The organism is Burkholderia gladioli, assembly GCF_000959725.1.
Lineage (GTDB): Bacteria > Pseudomonadota > Gammaproteobacteria > Burkholderiales > Burkholderiaceae > Burkholderia > Burkholderia gladioli.
The window spans coordinates 1,111,367-1,127,674 of the sequence record NZ_CP009323.1 but is presented as its reverse complement, the minus strand read 5'-3'; the positions used below and the strand labels follow the sequence as shown (position 1 = coordinate 1,127,674).

Sequence of the window (16,308 nt, the reverse complement as noted above, 5' to 3'; positions counted from 1 at the left end):
CGTGAGTCTCGCCTCCCGATTCTCGCGGCGCCGCTGGCTGGCCGCCTGCGCGGGCGCCCTGCTGCTCGCGGGCGCGCTGACGGGCTGCGACCAGCAGCCTGCCTTCCAGAATCTCGACATCACCGGCAATACCCAGTTCGGCAAGGATTTCTCGCTGCCCGACAGCGCCGGCAAGCTGCGCACGCTCGCCGATTTCAAGGGCCGTGCGGTGGTGCTGTTCTTCGGCTACACGCATTGCCCCGACGTCTGCCCGACCACGCTGGCCGAGCTCGCGCAGGCCATGCAGCAGCTCGGCCCCGAGGCGAAGCGCGTGCAGGTGCTGCTGGTGACGCTCGATCCCGAGCGCGATACGGCGCCGCTGCTCGCCCAGTACGTGGCCGCCTTCGATCCCTCGTTCATCGCGCTGCGTCCCGCCGACGATGCGCAGCTCAGGCAGGTCGCCAAGGATTTCCGGATCTACTACGCGAAAGCGGCCGGCAAGACGCCGGGCAGCTACACCATGGACCACACGGCCGCGAGCTACGTGTTCGATCCCGACGGCAAGCTGCGCCTGTTCGTGCGTGACGGGCAAGGGCCGGGGCCGTGGGTGCACGACCTCAAGCTGCTGCTCGGCTGAACGGCGAGCGCCTCGCTCAGGGCAGCGCGGGCAGGTTGAGCCCGGCGGCCACGCGGGTGGTCTTGAATTCGGTCACGGTGTAGGTGGCGAGCCCCTCGATCACGAAGGGATCGGCCGCCAGGATAGCGTTGAGCCGTTCGCGCTCGATGCGCGCGGCGAGGATCACGCCGCCATTGCGCGGCACCTTCGGCCCCGAGGCGATGAACACGCCGTTCTCGAACTGCACCTGCAGATAGGCGCGATGGCGGTCGAGGGCGGCGTCGACGCGCTCGAGCGGCGCGATGTAATGGATGTCGATCACGTACATGCGAGGTCCTGTGCGGAAGCGGCGCGTTCATGGGGTGCCGCGCCGAAGCGTTTTTAGCACGGCGGCCCGGCCCTGAACAGCGCGCGGGCCTTCCCCGTTGCGGCGCATACCCATATGAGCGGGATGTATTTCACTTGGCCTGCATCCTGTGACACCATGCGCAGTCTTTGGGGGCGGGCAGCCACGAGCCGCGCCGCTCCTTCGATCCAATCGGTACGGCAACAGCACTACAGCAAGCGAGAACAACAGATGAAGCGTCGCAATCTCTTCAAGGTGGTATCCGCCGTCGCGGCCAGCGCGGCTTTCGGCCTTTCCCTCGGCGCGCAGGCGCAGGACAAGGTGATCAAGGTCGGCACGGTCGCCGGCCCGGACGCGCAGGTCTGGCAGGTGGTCCAGAAGGTCGCCAAGGAGAAGCAAGGCCTGAACGTGAAGGTGATCGAGTTCAACGACTACGTGCAGCCGAACGCCGCGCTCGACTCGGGCGACCTCGACGCGAACAGCTTCCAGCACCAGCCCTACCTCGACAGCCAGGTCAAGCAGCGCGGCTACAAGATCGTCAGCGCCGGCCTGACCTACATCTCGCCGATCGGCGTCTACTCGAAGAAGTACAAGTCGCTGAAGGACCTGCCGGAAGGCGCGAAGCTCGCGGTGCCGAACGATCCGTCGAACGAGAACCGCGCGCTGCTGCTGCTGCAGGCGCAGGGCGTGATCAAGCTGAAGGCCGGCGCCGGCACGGGCGGCAACAACGCGACCGTGCTCGACGTGGCGAGCAACCCGAAGAAGCTGAAGCTGACCGAGCTGGATGCGGCGCAACTGCCGCGCGTGCTCGGCGACGTCGACGCGGCCGTGATCAACACCAACTACGCGATCGCGGCGAACCTGCAGCCGACCAAGGACGCGATCGCGCTGGAATCGTTGACCAGCCCCTACGCGAACCTGATCGCCGTGCGCGCCCAGGACAAGAACCAGCCTTGGGTGAAGAAGCTGGTGGCCGCCTACCAGTCGCCGGAAGTAAAGGACTACATCAACAAGCAGTTCAAGGGTTCGATGGTCCCGTCGTTCTAAGCGTCGGATCGACCTCATCGTTTCTTCTCGAAAGGCCCCGCGGGGCCTTTCGTCGTTTGTGGCGTGATGGGTTCCGGCCCTCCAGGCTTTCCATCTCGAAATCTGTACGAGGCCGGGCGGCTTCCCCTATACTGTATAAACGTACAGTAATCGTCCGCCCAATGTCTGCGTCTCCCATCCCCCTCGAATCGCTGCATCCGTCTCTCTGGCGAGGCTCCCAGCTCGCCCGTGGCGGCTCGCGCACGATCGCGACGGGTTACCCGGCGCTGTCGGCCGAATTGCCGGGGGGCGGCTGGCCAGTGGGCGGGCTGGTCGAGTTGCTGGTACCCCACGCGGGCTGTGGCGAGATGCGGCTGCTCGCGCCGGGGCTGGCCGGCACGGTGGCCGAGTCGCGGCCGCTGGCGCTGGTCGCCCCGCCGCATCCGCCGCACGCGGCGGCGCTGGCCGAACTCGGCGTGCCGCTCGATGCGCTGCTGTGGTTACGCACAGGGAATCGTCGCGATGCGCTGTGGACAGCCGAGCAATCGCTGAAGACGGGATGCTGTGGCGCGCTGCTGTTCTGGCAGGTCGAGGCCGCGCCTGCCGACGTGCTGCGGCGCCTGCACCTGGCCGCCGCGCGTGCCGGCGACACGCTGTTCGTGATGCTTCGTCCGCTCGCGGCCGCGCGGCAGCCTTCGCCGGCCGTGCTGCGGCTCGCCCTGCAGCCGGTGCCGGGCGGCGTGACGATCGACATCGTCAAGCGCCGCGGGCCGGCCGCGGCGGCACCGCTCGAGCTGGCCTTGCCGTCGCCGATCGTGGAGGGTCGTTATGCGCGTCTTGCTCGGCATCCATCTGCCGCGCCTGCCGCTCGACGTGTGCGCACCGCCGTCTGAGGACGGCGTGGGCAGCGCGGTGCTCGAGCAGGGCGTGGTGCTGATGGCGGATGCCACGGCCCGCTCCGGCGGCGTGCGCCCCGGCATGAAGCGCGGCGGCGTGCTGACGCTGGCGCCCGAGACGCGGCTCGTCGAGCGCGATCTCGCGCGCGAGGCCGATGCGCTGCGCGCGGTGGCGATCGCGCTGCTGCGCTTCTCGCCCTCGGTCGCGCTCGACGAGGAGGCGACGCTGATCGTCGATGTCGGCCCGAGCCTGCGCCTGTTCGGTGGGCTGCCTTCCTTGTGTCGCCAGGTGCGGGCGGCACTCGACGCGCTGGGTTACGCGGCGCGCCTGGGTGCCGCGCCGACCGGCCGCGGCGCCTGGTTGCTGGCGCGCGCCCGGCCACGTCCGGGGCGGCGCCGGCGCGTGATGCGCGAGGCCACGCTGCGGTGCTCGCTCGATGCGTTGCCTTGCGAGCTGATGCCGGCCGCGCGCGATTACGCCGGCTGGCTCGACGGGCTCGGCTGCGCGACGCTGGCCGATCTGCGCCGGTTGCCGCGTGCCGGCTTGCAGCGGCGCTGCGGGCCGACACTGCTGGCCTCGCTCGATCGCGCCTATGGCGACTTGCCCGAGCCCTTTGCCTGGCTGCCGATTCCCCCCGAATTCGATGTGCGGCTCGAACTGCCCGAACGCGTCGAGCATGCCGAGGCGGTGCTGTTCGTCGCGCGCCGGCTGGTCGCCCAGCTCGGCGGCTGGCTGGCCGCGCGGCAGTTGTCGGTCGCGGTGCTGCGCTTCGATCTCGATCACGAACGCGGCCGCGCGGCGGTGCCGCCCACCGCCATCGAGCTTGCCTTTGCCGAACCGACGCGCGACGAAACGCATTGCCTGCGCGTGCTCGGCGAACGGCTCGCGTGCCTCGAATTGCCGGGCGCGGTGCTCGCGGTGCGGCTTGTCGCGATACGCGTCGAATCGGTCGCGCCGCCGCCCGTCGACCTGTTTCCCGAGCCGGGGCGCACGCGCGAGGCCCGCGCGCGGCTCGTCGAGTTGCTGAGCGCCCGGCTCGGCGCGGACAACGTGCTGCGCGCCGTGCCTTCGGCCGACTATCGCCCCGAAACCGCGAACCGATGGCTGCCCCTGCATGCGCCGGCCGGGCGCTTGCCGGCGCAGCCGGTCGCGTCGCCGCGTCCGGCCTGGCTGCTGGCCGAGCCGATTCCGCTCGCGATGCGCGATGAACGGCCCTGCTATCGCGGGCAGCTTCGCATCATGTCGAGCTTCGAGCGTATCGAGGGCGGCTGGTTCGACGGCCGGCTCGTCCTGCGCGACTACCACGTCGCGCAGGACGAGGATGGGGCCTGCTACTGGATCTACCAGGACCGGGACGGCGAGGAATCGCGCTGGTTCCTGCACGGCCTGTTCGGGTGAGGCGATGGCGATCCCGAATGCCTTGCCCGCTTATGCGGAGCTGTTCTGCCGATCGAACTTCTCGTTCCTGCACGGCGCCTCGGCGGCCGAGGAACTGGTCGAGCGCGCGCAGGCGCTCGGCTATCGCGGCATCGCGATCACCGACGAGTGCTCGCTGGCAGGCGCGCCGCGCATGCACGTGGCCGCGAAGGCGAATGCCGAAGCCTTGCTCAAGCAATGGGAGGAGGCGGGCAGCGATCCGGCAAGCAAGCCCGAGCCGCTGCGCCTGGTGATCGGCTCGTATTTCGAGGTGACGGCCGATGTGGTGGCGCCCGGCGGCGATCCGGGGCCCGGCGCCTTCGGGCTGGTGCTGCTCGCGCGCAATCGCGAGGGTTACGGCAATCTCTCCGAGCTGATCTCGTGGCGGCGCATGGCGTCGAAGAAGGGCACTTACACGCTGACGCCGCGCATGCTGGCTGCTCCGCCTTCCGAGTTCGCGCATCTGCGCGGCGTGCCCGATTGCTTCGCGATCCTCGTGCCGAGTTATCCCGTGCGTGCCGACGTGCTCGATGCGCAGGTGGCGTGGTTCAAGCACGTCTTCGGCGAGCAGGCGCGGCTCGGACTCGTGCAGTTGGGGCGAGCGCTCGATGGCGTCTATCGCGAGACGATCGAGGCAGCGAGTGTGCAGCGCGCGATGCCGTTGGTCGCGCTCGGTGACGTGACCATGCATGCGCGTTCCTGCAAGCCCTTGCAGGACATCATGACGGCGATTCGCGTCGGGCAGCCGGTCGGTGAATGCGGTTATGCGCTGGCGTCGAATGCCGAGCAGCATCTGCGCAGGCTGGGGCGGATCGGGCGGCTGTTTCCGGCGGAGGCGCTTGCGGAGACTTGTCGGGTGCTTGGTGCCTGTTGCTTCGAGATGGGGGACTTGAAGTACGAGTATCCGCGCGAGATCGTGCCGGAAGGGATGACGCCGACCCAATACCTGGCGCAGGAAACCTGGAGTGGCGCGCGCAGGCGCTACCCGAACGGTGTTCCCGATTCGGTGAAGGAACGTATCGAGTACGAACTGGGCCTGATCGCCGAGATGGCGTATGAACCGTTCTTTCTCACCGTCTACGACGTTGTCAAGTTTGCCCGCAGCCAACAGATCCTCTGCCAGGGCCGCGGCTCCGCCGCGAATTCGGTGGTCTGCTATTGCCTGGGCGTGACCGCGGCGGATCCCGGCCGGACCACCATGTTGTTCGAGCGCTTCATCAGTCGTGAGCGCGGCGAGCCGCCCGATATCGATGTGGACTTCGAGCATGAGCGACGCGAGGAGGTCATTCAGTATATCTATCGGAAATACGGCCATGACCGAGCGGCACTCGCGGCTGCTGTCTCGACCTATCGCCCGCGCGGCGCGCTGCGTGAAACCGGCAAGGCGCTTGGTGTCGACCTGATGCTGGTCGAGCGTGTCGCCAAGGAGCATCGGTGGTTCGACGGCCGCGCCGATTTGCTTGCACGTTTCGCTTCGGTTGGGCTGGACCCCTCAGCGCAGATCATCCAGGCCTGGGCCGAGATGGCTTCGAGGCTGCTCGGTTTTCCGCGTCATCTGTCGCAGCATTCCGGTGGCTTCGTGATCAGCCGCGACAAGCTCACACGACTGGTACCGGTCGAGAATGCCGCGATGGAAGGGCGACGCGTAATCCAGTGGGACAAGGACGACCTCGAGGCGCTCGGGTTGATGAAGGTCGATGTGCTCGCCCTCGGCATGTTGACGGCCTTGCGGCGCGCGTTCGATTTTGTCGGCGAGTGGCGCGGCAAGCGCATGAGCATCGATGACATTCGCGAGGGCGACAAGGCGACCTACGACATGATCTCGAATGCCGATACGGTGGGTGTATTCCAGATCGAGTCGCGTGCGCAGATGTCGATGTTGCCGAGATTGCGGCCGGAGAATTACTACGATCTCGTGATCGAGGTCGCGATCGTGCGGCCTGGGCCGATCCAGGGTGGTGCCGTGCATCCCTACCTGAAGCGGCGGCAAGGACTCGAGCCGGTCAGTTATCTGAAGGATGATCTCAGACCTGCGCTGGAGCGCACCAAGGGCGTCCCGATCTTCCAGGAACAGGTGATGCAGATCGCCATCATCGCGGCCGGCTTCACCCCCGGCGAGGCCGACGAACTGCGGCGCGCGATGGCGGCCTGGAAACGCAAGGGCAACCTGGAGAAGTATCGCGAGAAGATCGTCAAGGGCATGGCGGAGCGTCATTACCCCTCCGAGTTCGCCAGCCAGATCTTCGAGCAGATCAAGGGCTTCGGCGAATACGGTTTCCCGGAAAGCCACGCGGCGAGCTTCGCGATCCTCGTCTACGCCAGCAGCTGGCTCAAATGCCACGAGCCGGCGATTTTCCTCGCCTCGCTGCTGAACAGCCAGCCGATGGGTTTCTATCCGCCCGCGCAACTGGTGCAGGACGCCAAGCGACACGGCGTGACGGTGCGACCGATCGACGTGACGGCGAGCAACTGGGATGCCTCGCTCGAACCGCTGCCCGACGAGCCGCCGCCCGAAGGCCGCCCGGCGGTACGTCTCGGCATGTCGCTGGTTGCCGGACTGGGCCGCGAAGCCGCGCTGCGAATCGAGGCAGCACGCCAGCAGGGCCCTTTCGCGAGCGTCGACGATCTCGCGCGCCGCGCGCGGCTCGAACGGCGCGACCTGGAGGCACTGGCGGCCGCGAACGCCTTCGCCACGCTGGCCGGCAACCGGCGCGACGCCTTGTGGCAGGCGGTGGCCGCCGCGCCCTCGCGCGACCTGCTGGCGATGGCACCGATCGACGAGCCGGTGCGGCCCGAACTCGGCGCGCCGTCCGAGGCCGACGACATCGTCGCCGACTATCGCACCATCGGCCTGACGCTGAACCGCCACCCGGTCGCGCTGCTGCGCGAGCAATTGCGCGCGCGGCGGCTGGCTTCCGCGCAGGAGCTGGCACAGCATCGCAATCGCCGCCTGGCCCGCGCCTGCGGAATCGTGACGGCGCGGCAGATGCCGAGCACCGCGAAGGGCACGCTGTTCGTCACGCTCGAGGACGAGACCGGCAGCGTCAACATCATCGTTCGGCGCGAACTGCTCGAACGGCAGCGTCGTGAAATCCTCGATTCGCGGCTGCTGGCCGTCTACGGCGTCTGGCAATCCGAGAACGAGGTCCAGCACCTGATCGCGCAATACCTGGAGGACCTGACGCCGCTGCTGGGCAGCCTGCGCACCTCGAGCCGCGAGTTTCATTGAACGCGATGCGCTCCAGACAATCAAAAAGATCCGAATTGGCGCATCCGTGATCGTATTTGCGATCATCGATGCGCCCGAGCTTCCTACAATACGTGGTCATGCATGCGGCTTTGCCGCTGCCCCGATCACCCACCTGGACGGACTCTTCCATGCAGCTCAGCAGCCAGAATTTCCAAGACGGCCAGCCGATCCCCGGCGAATTCGCCTTCGCCGTGCCCGACGCGGCCAGCCATGTCGCGTTGTCGGCCAACCGCAATCCGCAGCTCGCCTGGCGCGACGTGCCCGCGGGCACGCAATCCTTCGTGCTGGTCTGCCACGATCCCGACGTGCCGAGCCTCGGCGACGACGTGAACCAGGAAGGGCGCGTGGTGCCGGCCTCGCTGCCGCGTGTCGATTTCTTCCACTGGCTGCTGCTCGACATCCCGGCCGGCACCACCGAGATCGCGGCCGGCGCGCAGTCCGACGGCGTCACGCCGCGCGGCAAGCCGGGCCCGCAGGCGCCGGCCGGCCTGCGCCACGGCATCAACGACTACACCGGCTGGTTCGCCGGCGACGAGCAGATGAAGGGTGACTACTACGGCTACGACGGCCCCTGCCCGCCGTGGAACGACGAGATCGTCCATCACTATGTGTTCACCGTGTATGCGCTGGGCGCGCCCAGGCTCGAGATGGACGGCCCGCTCACGGGCGCGAACGTACGCGCCGCGCTGGCCAAGGCGCCGGTGCTCGGGCAGGCGAGCCTGACGGGCCTCTACAGCCTGAATCCCGCCGTGACGATCGGCTAAGGATGGAGACGCGGGATCCGGGTTCGGCCGCGACGCCGCCGGCGCGTATCGCGGCCGGCGGCGGGGAAAACGGCGCCGCTCGTCCCGTCGAGGCGGACCCGGCCGCCTGGCGCTCGCCTTCGGGCGAGCCGCTGTTCCGGCGCGCGCTCTGCGCACTGGGCCAGCCCTGCCTGAGTCAGCCCCAGGCCACCTCGCGTTTCGTGTTCCATGACGCGACCCTGTTGCTGATCGCCGCGGGCCGGCTCGACATCGACGACGGCCTCGCGCCGCTTTCGGTCGATGCGCCGGATTCGCTGGTGCTGGTCGACCCGGGCAGTTGCGCCGACCTGCTGAAGACGCCCGGCGGTGCCGAGCGGCGTTTTCGCTCGGTCTTCCTGGGCTTGTCGGGCGCCTTGCTCGACGATCTGGAGCGCGCCGCACCGAGTCCGCGCGCGCCGGCACCGAACGCGCCATGGCGCTGCGTGCCGCTCGATACGGATCTCGCCGCCACGCTACGCCATGTGCTCGACAGCATCGCCGCTCCCGCGATCAGCGACGAGCGCCTGCGCCTCCGCCTGCTGGACCTGCTGCTGGCGCTCGCCGAACGCGGCCAGCGCTTCGCCCGCCTCGACGCCGGCAGCACGGCCGCGCGCCTGCGCACGCTGATCGCCGAGGCGCCGGCGCATCACTGGACCGCGCAGACGGCCGGCAAGGCGCTGGCGATGAGCGCCGCCACCTTGCGGCGGCGTCTGGCGGCCGAGCAGGCGGCCTTCGAGGACCTGCTGATCGAGGTGCGCATGCACCACGCGATGATGCTGGTGCAGACCACGGCCTGGGGCATCGCGCATATCGCCGAGGCTTGCGGCTACCGATCTCGCGCCCGTTTCACGGAGCGCTTCCAGGCGCGTTTCGGCTGCCTGCCCTCGACGGTCAGATAAACCCTCCTGTCTCCCCCATCGAGAGATACCAGTTCGCCGAACTGGTCCTATGCAGGTATGGTTCGCTTGCCGAACACGCCGCCTGTCCCTCCTCCCGCGAGCCACTGGTATTTGCCCTACGGGTAAATCCCGAGTCGCCAAAGCCCGATAAACAAAGCCAATTTCACACTAAAACGCTTGCCGGGCACGGCTTTTCAAGATGGCTCGGCGGCTCGTCCATCAAAATTGACTGGTATTAGTTTGGTTATATAATCACCTCGCTTCGGACGGGTGGGCCCGTCGCGGCGAACCGGTCCGCGACGCACATGGCAGCGGCAGGACGATCCGTCGGCCGCCATCGCCCGTCCGGACGACGGGCACGCGCATCGCTAGGCGCCAGGCGGGGAACCCGCCGCCGAGCGTGCTGTCCCGTCCATCAGCCGCCCGCATCGAGGCTCGATGCCAAGTCCATCGAGGCCCGCCGGCCGGCTTCCTCTCGCAACCGCAATACCGGAGTCAAGTGAACGCGATGCTGACCGGAAATCTACTGACACCCGAGGGCTGGCGCCACGGCACGATCGAATTCGGCAATGGCCGGATCACGTCGCTGAGCGGCCGGCCGGTCGATCCCTCGCGCAACGACGACCCCTACATCGTGCCGGGCTTCATCGACCTGCACGTGCATGGCGGCGGCGGCGCCGACGTGATGGAGGGCGGCGACGCGATCGAGACGATCGGTCGGACCCATGCGCGCTACGGCACCACCAGCCTGCTGGCGACCACCATGACCGCGCCGCGCGACGAGCTGATGAACGTGGTCTCGCAACTGGGCGAGCGCGCGCGCCATCGCACGCCGGGCTGCGCCCGCGTGCTCGGGGTGCATCTGGAAGGCCCCTACATCAATCCCGGCAAGCTCGGCGCGCAGCCGGACGCGGCGGTTTCCGCCGCGCTCGACGAGGTGCTGCGCTACCTGTCGATCGCGCCGATCCGGGTGGTCACGCTGGCGCCCGAGATCGCCGGCCATATCGAGATCATCTCGGAGATGGCCGCGCGCGGCGTGCGCGTGCAGCTCGGCCATTCGCTGGCCACCTACGAGGACGGCGTGGCCGCGCTCAAGCACGGCGCCTGCGGCTTCACCCACCTGTTCAACGCGATGTCGCCGCTGCACCACCGCAATCCGGGCCTGGTCGGCGCGGCGCTCGCGCATGCCGAATACGCGGAAATCATCCCCGACCTGCTGCACGTGCATCCCGGCGCGATCCGCGCCGCGCTGCGCTCGATCCCGCGCCTGTACGTGGTGACCGACAGCACCTCGGCCACCGGCATGCCCGACGGCGAATACCGGCTCGGCAGCCAGCACGTCACCAAGTGCCTGGGCGGCGTGCGCCTGGCCGACGGCACGCTGGCCGGCAGCACCCTGACCATGGACCAGGCGTTCCGCAACCTGGTCTCGATCGGCCTGCCGATCGCCGACGTCTCGAATCGCATGTCGCGCTACGCGGCCGACTACCTCGGCATCGAGGACCGCGGCCGCCTGGCGCGCGGCGCCTGGGCCGACGTCGCGGTGTTCGACCGCGACCTGAACCTGACCGCGACCTATGTCGAAGGAGAATCGATTGTCGAATATGCTTGAAGAGGCGCGCCAGGCGTCGCAGGTAGTGGCCGCACAACTGGCCGATCTGTCGCGTGTCGAGGCGCTCGCCGAGCGCCTGCTGGCCACCTCGCCGCAAGTCGCGCTGACGGTCGCGCGCGGCAGCTCGGACCACGCGGCCAGCTATTTCGCCAGCCTCACCATGAGCCGCCTCGGCGTGCCGGTGGCCTCGCTGCCGATGTCGGTCGCGACCCTGCAGCAGGCGCCGCTGCGCGTGCGCGACCAGCTCGCGATCGCCTTCTCGCAGTCGGGCAAGAGCCCCGACCTGGTCAACACCATGGCCGCGCTGCGCGAGGCCGGCGCGCTGACGGTGGCTGCCGTCAACGTGCTGCCCTCGCCGCTGGGCGACGCCTGCGAACACGCGCTGCCGATCAGCGCCGGCCCCGAGCTGTCGGTGGCCGCCACCAAGAGCTATATCGCCATGCTGTCGCTGTCGGCGCAGATCGTTGCGCTCTGGCAGCGCGACGCGGCGCTGATGACGGGCCTGCGCGCCCTGCCCGAAACGCTCGCCAAGGCCGGCACGCTCGACTGGACCCGCGCCATCGACGAGCTGCGCGAGGTCGAGCGCATGATCGTGATCGGCCGCGGGCTGGGCCTGGCGATCGCCCAGGAAGCCGCGCTCAAACTCAAGGAAACCTCGGGCATCCAGGCCGAGGCCTTCTCGAGTGCCGAGGTGCGCCACGGCCCGATGGAGCTGATCGACCGCGACTACCCGCTGCTGGTGTTCGCGCCGCCCGGGCCCGAGCAGGCCGGCCTGCTGCAGCTCGCCGCCGACATGCGCGCGCGCGGCGCGCGGGTGCTGCTGGCCGCGCCGGAAGGCACGCCCGAGGCGACCCTGCCGCTGGAACGCGCGGCCCACACGGCGCTCGATCCGATCGCCGCGATCCTGTCCTTCTACGTGATGGCCGCGCACCTGGCGGTGGCGCGAGGGCGCGATCCGGATGCGCCGCGTCACCTGAACAAAGTCACCGAAACTCACTGATCCCGCGAGATTGACGATGAGACGTGCCGAGGAGTCCCAGTTGAAGAAGCCATCCCCTGACCAGTTCGTGCTGCTCGCGCCGCTGACGGGGCCCGTCGTGCCGCTCGCCGACGTGCCGGACCCGGTGTTCTCCGGCGGCATGTTTGGCGACGGGATCGGTATCGATCCGCTCGAGGGCCGTCTGGTCGCGCCTTGCGAGGGCATCGTCACGCACCTGGCGCGCACCGGCCACGCGGTCACCATCACCACCGCCGAGGGCGCCGAGGTGCTGCTGCATATCGGTATCGACACGGTCGAGCTGAGCGGCCGCGGCTTCACGCCGAGGGTCGATGCGGGCGCGCGGGTGGCCGCTGGCGACGTGCTGGTCGAATTCGATCCGGACCTGGTCGCGCAGGCCGCGCCGAGCCTGGTCTCGGTGATAGCCATCGCGAATTCGGAAGCCTTCGAGATCGTCGAGCGCGCCGGCCGCGGCGTGGTGCGTGCTGGCCAGACGCCGCTGCTGACGCTGCGCGCGACCTCCACGGAAGTGGCCTCCGCCGCGCGCGACGTGGCCGACGCGATGCAAGCGCGTCGCCAGATCACGCTGGCCCACGCGGGCGGGCTGCATGCGCGGCCGGCCGCGCGCGCCCGGGAAGCGGCGCGTGGGCTCGACGCCAAGGTGCATATCCATTTCGGCGAGCGCAAGGCCGCGATCGAGAGCGTGGTCGGCCTGCTCGCGCTGGGCGCGGGCGAAGGCGCCGTGATCGAGCTGGTGGGCGTCGGCCCGCAGGCTGCCGAGGCGGTCGACGCGATCGCCGAGGAACTGCTGCGCGCCGCGCACGGCGAGGTGGAAGAGCGCCCGACGCGGCAGGCCTTCCCGGCGCCGGCGAGCGCGCCGCGCAATCCGGGCCAGCCGCTCGCGCCGAATACGCTGGCCGGCGTGTGCGCCGCGCCCGGCATCGCGGTCGGCCAACTGGTGCGCTGGGACCAGGCCGAGATCGTCCCGCCCGAGCTGGCGACCGGCACGCCGGCGGCCGAGAGCCGCCTGCTCGACCAGGCGCTCGGCGCGGTCGATGCCGAACTCGATCACACCGTGCGCAGCGCCTCGCAGCGCGGCGCGGTGGGCGAGGCCGGGATCTTCGCCGTGCATCGCGTGCTGCTGGAGGACCCGGCGCTGATCGACGCGGCGCGCGACCTGATCAGCCTCGGCAAGAGCGCCGGTTTCGCCTGGCGCGAAACCATCCGCGCGCAGATCGCCGTGCTCGGCAAGCTCGACGATCCGCTGCTGGCCGAGCGCGCCTCGGACCTGCGCGACATCGAGAAGCGCGTGCTGCGCGCGCTGGGCCTGAGCGCCGGCGCCGTGCGCGAGCTGCCCGACGAGGCCGTGCTCGCGGCCGAGGAATTCACGCCGTCGGACCTTTCCTCGCTGGACCGCCAGCGCGTCACCGCGCTGGTGATGGCGCGCGGTGGCGCGACCTCGCATGCCTCGATCATCGCGCGCCAGCTCGGCATTCCGGCGCTGGTGGCGGTGGGCGACGCGCTGTTCGCGATCCCCGACGGCACCCAGGTGGTGGTCGATGCGACCGGCGGCCGGGTCGAACATGCGCCCACCGCGCTCGACGTCGAGCGTGCGCGCCTGGAGCGCCAGCGCCTGGCCGGCGTGCGCGAGGCCAATCGCCGCCTGTCGGGCGAGGCGGCCAGCACCACCGACGCGCGCCATATCGAGGTGGCCGCCAATATCGCCACGCTCGACGACGCGAAGACCGCCGTGGAGAACGGCGCCGACGCGGTCGGCCTGCTGCGCACCGAGCTGATGTTCATCCATCGCCAGGCCGCGCCGACCACCGACGAGCATCGCGACAGCTATCAATCGATCGTCGACGCGCTGCAGGGCCGTACCGCGATCATCCGCACGCTCGACGTGGGCGCGGACAAGGAAGTCGACTACCTGAGCCTGCCGCCCGAGCCGAACCCGGCGCTGGGCCTGCGCGGGATCCGCCTGGCCCAGGTGCGCCCGGACCTGCTCGACGACCAGCTGCAGGGCCTGCTGGCGGTCAAGCCGTTCGGCGCGGTGCGCATCCTGCTGCCGATGGTGACCGATGCCGGCGAACTGGTGCGCATCCGCGAGCGCATCGACGGTTTCGCCCGAGCGCTGGGCCGCACCGAGCCGATCGAAGTCGGCGTGATGATCGAGGTGCCGTCGGCGGCGCTGCTGGCCGACCAGCTCGCCCAGCATGCCGACTTCCTCTCGATCGGCACCAACGACCTGACCCAGTACACGCTCGCCATGGACCGCTGCCAGGCCGATCTGGCGGCGCTCGCCGACGGCCTGCATCCGGCCGTGCTGCGCCTGGTCGATGCGACCGTGCGCGGCGCCGAGAAGCACGGCAAGTGGGTCGGCGTATGCGGCGCGCTGGGCGGCGATCCGGCGGCGGTGCCGGTGCTGGTCGGGCTCGGCGTCACCGAGCTGTCGGTCGACCCGGTCTCGGTGCCGGGCATCAAGGCGCGCGTGCGCAGCCTCGATTACGCGCTGTGCCGCCAGCGCGCCCAGGATCTGTTGTCGCTCGATTCCGCCCAGGCGGTTCGCGCGGCCAGTCGCGAAATCTGGCCGCAGGATTGAGCACGGCGGCAGCCGGATTCGCGTCGTAGTTCCTCCCCGCAACACATGCACATCAACAACGAAAGACGAGACGATTTGGAGATCTGAATGGACGGGAATCCGTTTCTGAAAATACAGAGCCTGGGCCGGGCGCTGATGCTGCCGATCGCGGTGTTGCCGGTCGCCGGCATCCTGCTGCGCCTGGGGCAGTCCGATGTACTCAACATCAAGATGATCGCCGACGCCGGCGGCGCGGTGTTCGACAACCTGCCGCTGCTGTTCGCGATCGGCGTGGCGGTCGGCTTCGCCAGGGACAACAACGGCGTGGCGGCGCTCGCGGGCGCGATCGGCTACCTGATCGAAACCGCGATCATGAAGGACATCGACCCGAAGCTGAACATGGGCGTGTTGTCCGGGATCATCGCCGGCATCGTGGCGGGGATGCTCTACAACCGCTACAAGGACATCAAGCTGCCGGACTACCTGGCCTTCTTCGGCGGCAAGCGCTTCGTGCCGATCGTCACAGGCCTGGTGTGCGTGATCTTGGGGATCGTGTTCGGCTACATCTGGGGGCCGATCCAGGGCGTGATCGACGCGGCCGGCCACTGGCTGACCACGGCCGGCGCGATCGGTGCCTTCGTCTACGGCTTCCTGAACCGGCTGCTGCTGGTCACCGGCCTGCACCACATCATCAACTCGCTGGCCTGGTTCGTGTTCGGCAGCTTCACGCCGCCGGGCGGCGGCGCGGCGGTGACGGGCGACCTGCACCGCTTCTTCGCCGGCGACCCGACCGCGGGCGGCTTCATGGCGGGCTTCTTCCCGATCATGATGTTCGGCCTGCCTGCCGCGTGCCTGGCGATGTTCCACGAGGCACCGAAGGAGCGCCGCGCGGTGGTGGGCGGTCTGCTGTTCTCGATGGCGCTGACCTCGTTCCTGACGGGCGTGACCGAGCCGATCGAATTCAGCTTCATGTTCCTCGCGCCGGTGCTCTACGTGATCCACGCGGTGCTGACGGGGCTGTCGCTGGCGATCTGCCAGTTGCTCGGCGTGAAGCTCGGCTTCACCTTCTCGGCCGGCGCGATCGACTACGTGCTGAACTACGGGCTGTCGACGAAGGGCTGGATCGCGATTCCGCTGGGCCTGGCCTATGCGGTTGCCTACTATGGCCTGTTCCGCTTCTTCATCCGCAAGTTCAACATGGCCACGCCGGGCCGCGAGCCGGCCACGGCCGAGGATGCGGCGACGAGCAGCGCAGCAGGCGGCCTGGCGCCGGCCAGCGCGGCGGCACTTGCCGGCAATGCGGCACCGCGCGCGATCCGCTATATCGCGGCGCTCGGCGGTGCGGCCAACCTGTCGGTGGTCGATGCCTGCACCACGCGCCTGCGCCTGTCGGTGGTCGATCCCGAGAAGGTTTCGGAAGCGAACCTGAAGGCGATCGGCGCGCGCGGCGTGCTCAAGCGCGGCGGCAGCAGCGTGCAGGTGATCATCGGGCCGGAAGCGGACCTGATCGCCGATGAGATCCGCTCGGCGATCGGCAGCGGCGCAGCAGCGGGCGCGGTCAGCGCGCCGGCGGCAGCGGCGGCGGTGCCGGCCGGCGAGGCGGGCCCGCTCGATCCGGATCCGATGCGCTGGCTGGCCGTGTTCGGCGGCGCGACCAACGTGCTGTCGCTCGACGCGGTGGCGACCACGCGGCTGCGCGTGGTGGTGCGCGATCCGTCGGCCGTCGATCGCGATCGCCTGGCGAGCCTCGACGTAGCCTGGGTCTCGACCGACACCTTCCACATCGTCTGCGGCTCGGCGGCATCGCGTTACGCGCAGCAACTGTCGACGCGTCTGCCGTCGACCGGCACGGGCGGCGCGGCGGCCCAGCCGGCCTGATCCGGGCCAGGGAAACCCGGTCGGGCAGC

Annotated in this window: 12 protein-coding genes; 11 read left to right on the top strand and 1 reads right to left on the bottom strand. The window is 69.5% G+C overall.

Annotated elements, in window-relative coordinates:
- Position 1: 1 nt before the first annotated feature.
- A complete protein-coding gene (locus BM43_RS21900) occupies positions 2-616 on the top strand; it encodes an SCO family protein (RefSeq protein WP_036049106.1) in 615 nt (204 codons plus the stop codon).
- A 16-nt stretch (positions 617-632) separates the two neighbouring features.
- Here the strand turns inward: BM43_RS21900 and BM43_RS21895 are convergent, their stop codons facing one another.
- Positions 633-923, bottom strand: a complete 291-nt coding sequence (locus BM43_RS21895; protein WP_036049107.1) for a YciI family protein — start codon at positions 921-923, stop codon at positions 633-635.
- Between the two features lie 249 nt (positions 924-1,172).
- On the opposite strand from BM43_RS21895, the gene BM43_RS21890 reads away from it, so the two are divergent.
- The 10 genes from BM43_RS21890 (at position 1,173) to nagE (ending at position 16,279) form a co-directional block, all read left to right on the top strand.
- On the top strand, positions 1,173-1,988 hold the full coding sequence (locus tag BM43_RS21890) for a MetQ/NlpA family ABC transporter substrate-binding protein (protein WP_036049108.1): 816 nt from the start codon (positions 1,173-1,175) through the stop codon (positions 1,986-1,988).
- A 161-nt stretch (positions 1,989-2,149) separates the two neighbouring features.
- Positions 2,150-2,860 (top strand): translesion DNA synthesis-associated protein ImuA, encoded by a 711-nt coding sequence (imuA, locus tag BM43_RS21885; protein WP_013699444.1) that lies wholly within the window; start codon positions 2,150-2,152, stop codon positions 2,858-2,860.
- The gene (locus BM43_RS21880) at positions 2,796-4,262 is read left to right on the top strand and encodes a Y-family DNA polymerase (RefSeq protein ID WP_036049110.1); all 1,467 of its coding nucleotides are present in this window, start codon (positions 2,796-2,798) and stop codon (positions 4,260-4,262) included. The genes imuA and BM43_RS21880 overlap by 65 nt, the downstream gene beginning before the upstream one ends.
- Before the next feature lie 4 nt (positions 4,263-4,266).
- Entirely contained in the window at positions 4,267-7,509 is a 3,243-nt protein-coding gene (locus tag BM43_RS21875; RefSeq protein WP_036049111.1) for an error-prone DNA polymerase, read from the top strand.
- 149 nt (positions 7,510-7,658) lie between these two features.
- Positions 7,659-8,294 (top strand): YbhB/YbcL family Raf kinase inhibitor-like protein, encoded by a 636-nt coding sequence (locus BM43_RS21870; protein ID WP_036049114.1) that lies wholly within the window; start codon positions 7,659-7,661, stop codon positions 8,292-8,294.
- 2 nt (positions 8,295-8,296) lie between these two features.
- The gene (locus BM43_RS21865; protein WP_172535116.1) at positions 8,297-9,211 is read left to right on the top strand and encodes a helix-turn-helix transcriptional regulator; all 915 of its coding nucleotides are present in this window, start codon (positions 8,297-8,299) and stop codon (positions 9,209-9,211) included.
- Between the two features lie 508 nt (positions 9,212-9,719).
- Positions 9,720-10,823 (top strand): N-acetylglucosamine-6-phosphate deacetylase, encoded by a 1,104-nt coding sequence (nagA, locus tag BM43_RS21860; protein WP_013699439.1) that lies wholly within the window; start codon positions 9,720-9,722, stop codon positions 10,821-10,823.
- Entirely contained in the window at positions 10,816-11,823 is a 1,008-nt protein-coding gene (locus BM43_RS21855; protein ID WP_013699438.1) for an SIS domain-containing protein, read from the top strand. The genes nagA and BM43_RS21855 overlap by 8 nt, the downstream gene beginning before the upstream one ends.
- 16 nt (positions 11,824-11,839) lie before the next feature.
- A complete protein-coding gene (gene ptsP, locus BM43_RS21850; RefSeq protein ID WP_036049118.1) occupies positions 11,840-14,422 on the top strand; it encodes a phosphoenolpyruvate--protein phosphotransferase in 2,583 nt (860 codons plus the stop codon).
- Between the two features lie 87 nt (positions 14,423-14,509).
- Entirely contained in the window at positions 14,510-16,279 is a 1,770-nt protein-coding gene (gene nagE / locus BM43_RS21845; protein WP_036049119.1) for an N-acetylglucosamine-specific PTS transporter subunit IIBC, read from the top strand.
- Positions 16,280-16,308: the final 29 nt, after the last annotated feature.

Bases quoted from the DNA above. Each gene is read 5' to 3' on its own strand.
- BM43_RS21895 (WP_036049107.1), bottom strand. From the start codon at position 923: ATGTACGTGATCGACATCCATTACATCGCGCCGCTCGAGCGCGTCGAC.
- BM43_RS21890 (WP_036049108.1), top strand. From the start codon at position 1,173: ATGAAGCGTCGCAATCTCTTCAAGGTGGTATCCGCCGTCGCGGCCAGC.
- imuA (WP_013699444.1), top strand. From the start codon at position 2,150: ATGTCTGCGTCTCCCATCCCCCTCGAATCGCTGCATCCGTCTCTCTGG.
- BM43_RS21880 (WP_036049110.1), top strand. From the start codon at position 2,796: ATGCGCGTCTTGCTCGGCATCCATCTGCCGCGCCTGCCGCTCGACGTG.
- BM43_RS21875 (WP_036049111.1), top strand. From the start codon at position 4,267: ATGGCGATCCCGAATGCCTTGCCCGCTTATGCGGAGCTGTTCTGCCGA.
- BM43_RS21870 (WP_036049114.1), top strand. From the start codon at position 7,659: ATGCAGCTCAGCAGCCAGAATTTCCAAGACGGCCAGCCGATCCCCGGC.
- BM43_RS21865 (WP_172535116.1), top strand. From the start codon at position 8,297: ATGGAGACGCGGGATCCGGGTTCGGCCGCGACGCCGCCGGCGCGTATC.
- nagA (WP_013699439.1), top strand. From the start codon at position 9,720: ATGCTGACCGGAAATCTACTGACACCCGAGGGCTGGCGCCACGGCACG.
- BM43_RS21855 (WP_013699438.1), top strand. From the start codon at position 10,816: ATGCTTGAAGAGGCGCGCCAGGCGTCGCAGGTAGTGGCCGCACAACTG.
- ptsP (WP_036049118.1), top strand. From the start codon at position 11,840: ATGAGACGTGCCGAGGAGTCCCAGTTGAAGAAGCCATCCCCTGACCAG.
- nagE (WP_036049119.1), top strand. From the start codon at position 14,510: ATGGACGGGAATCCGTTTCTGAAAATACAGAGCCTGGGCCGGGCGCTG.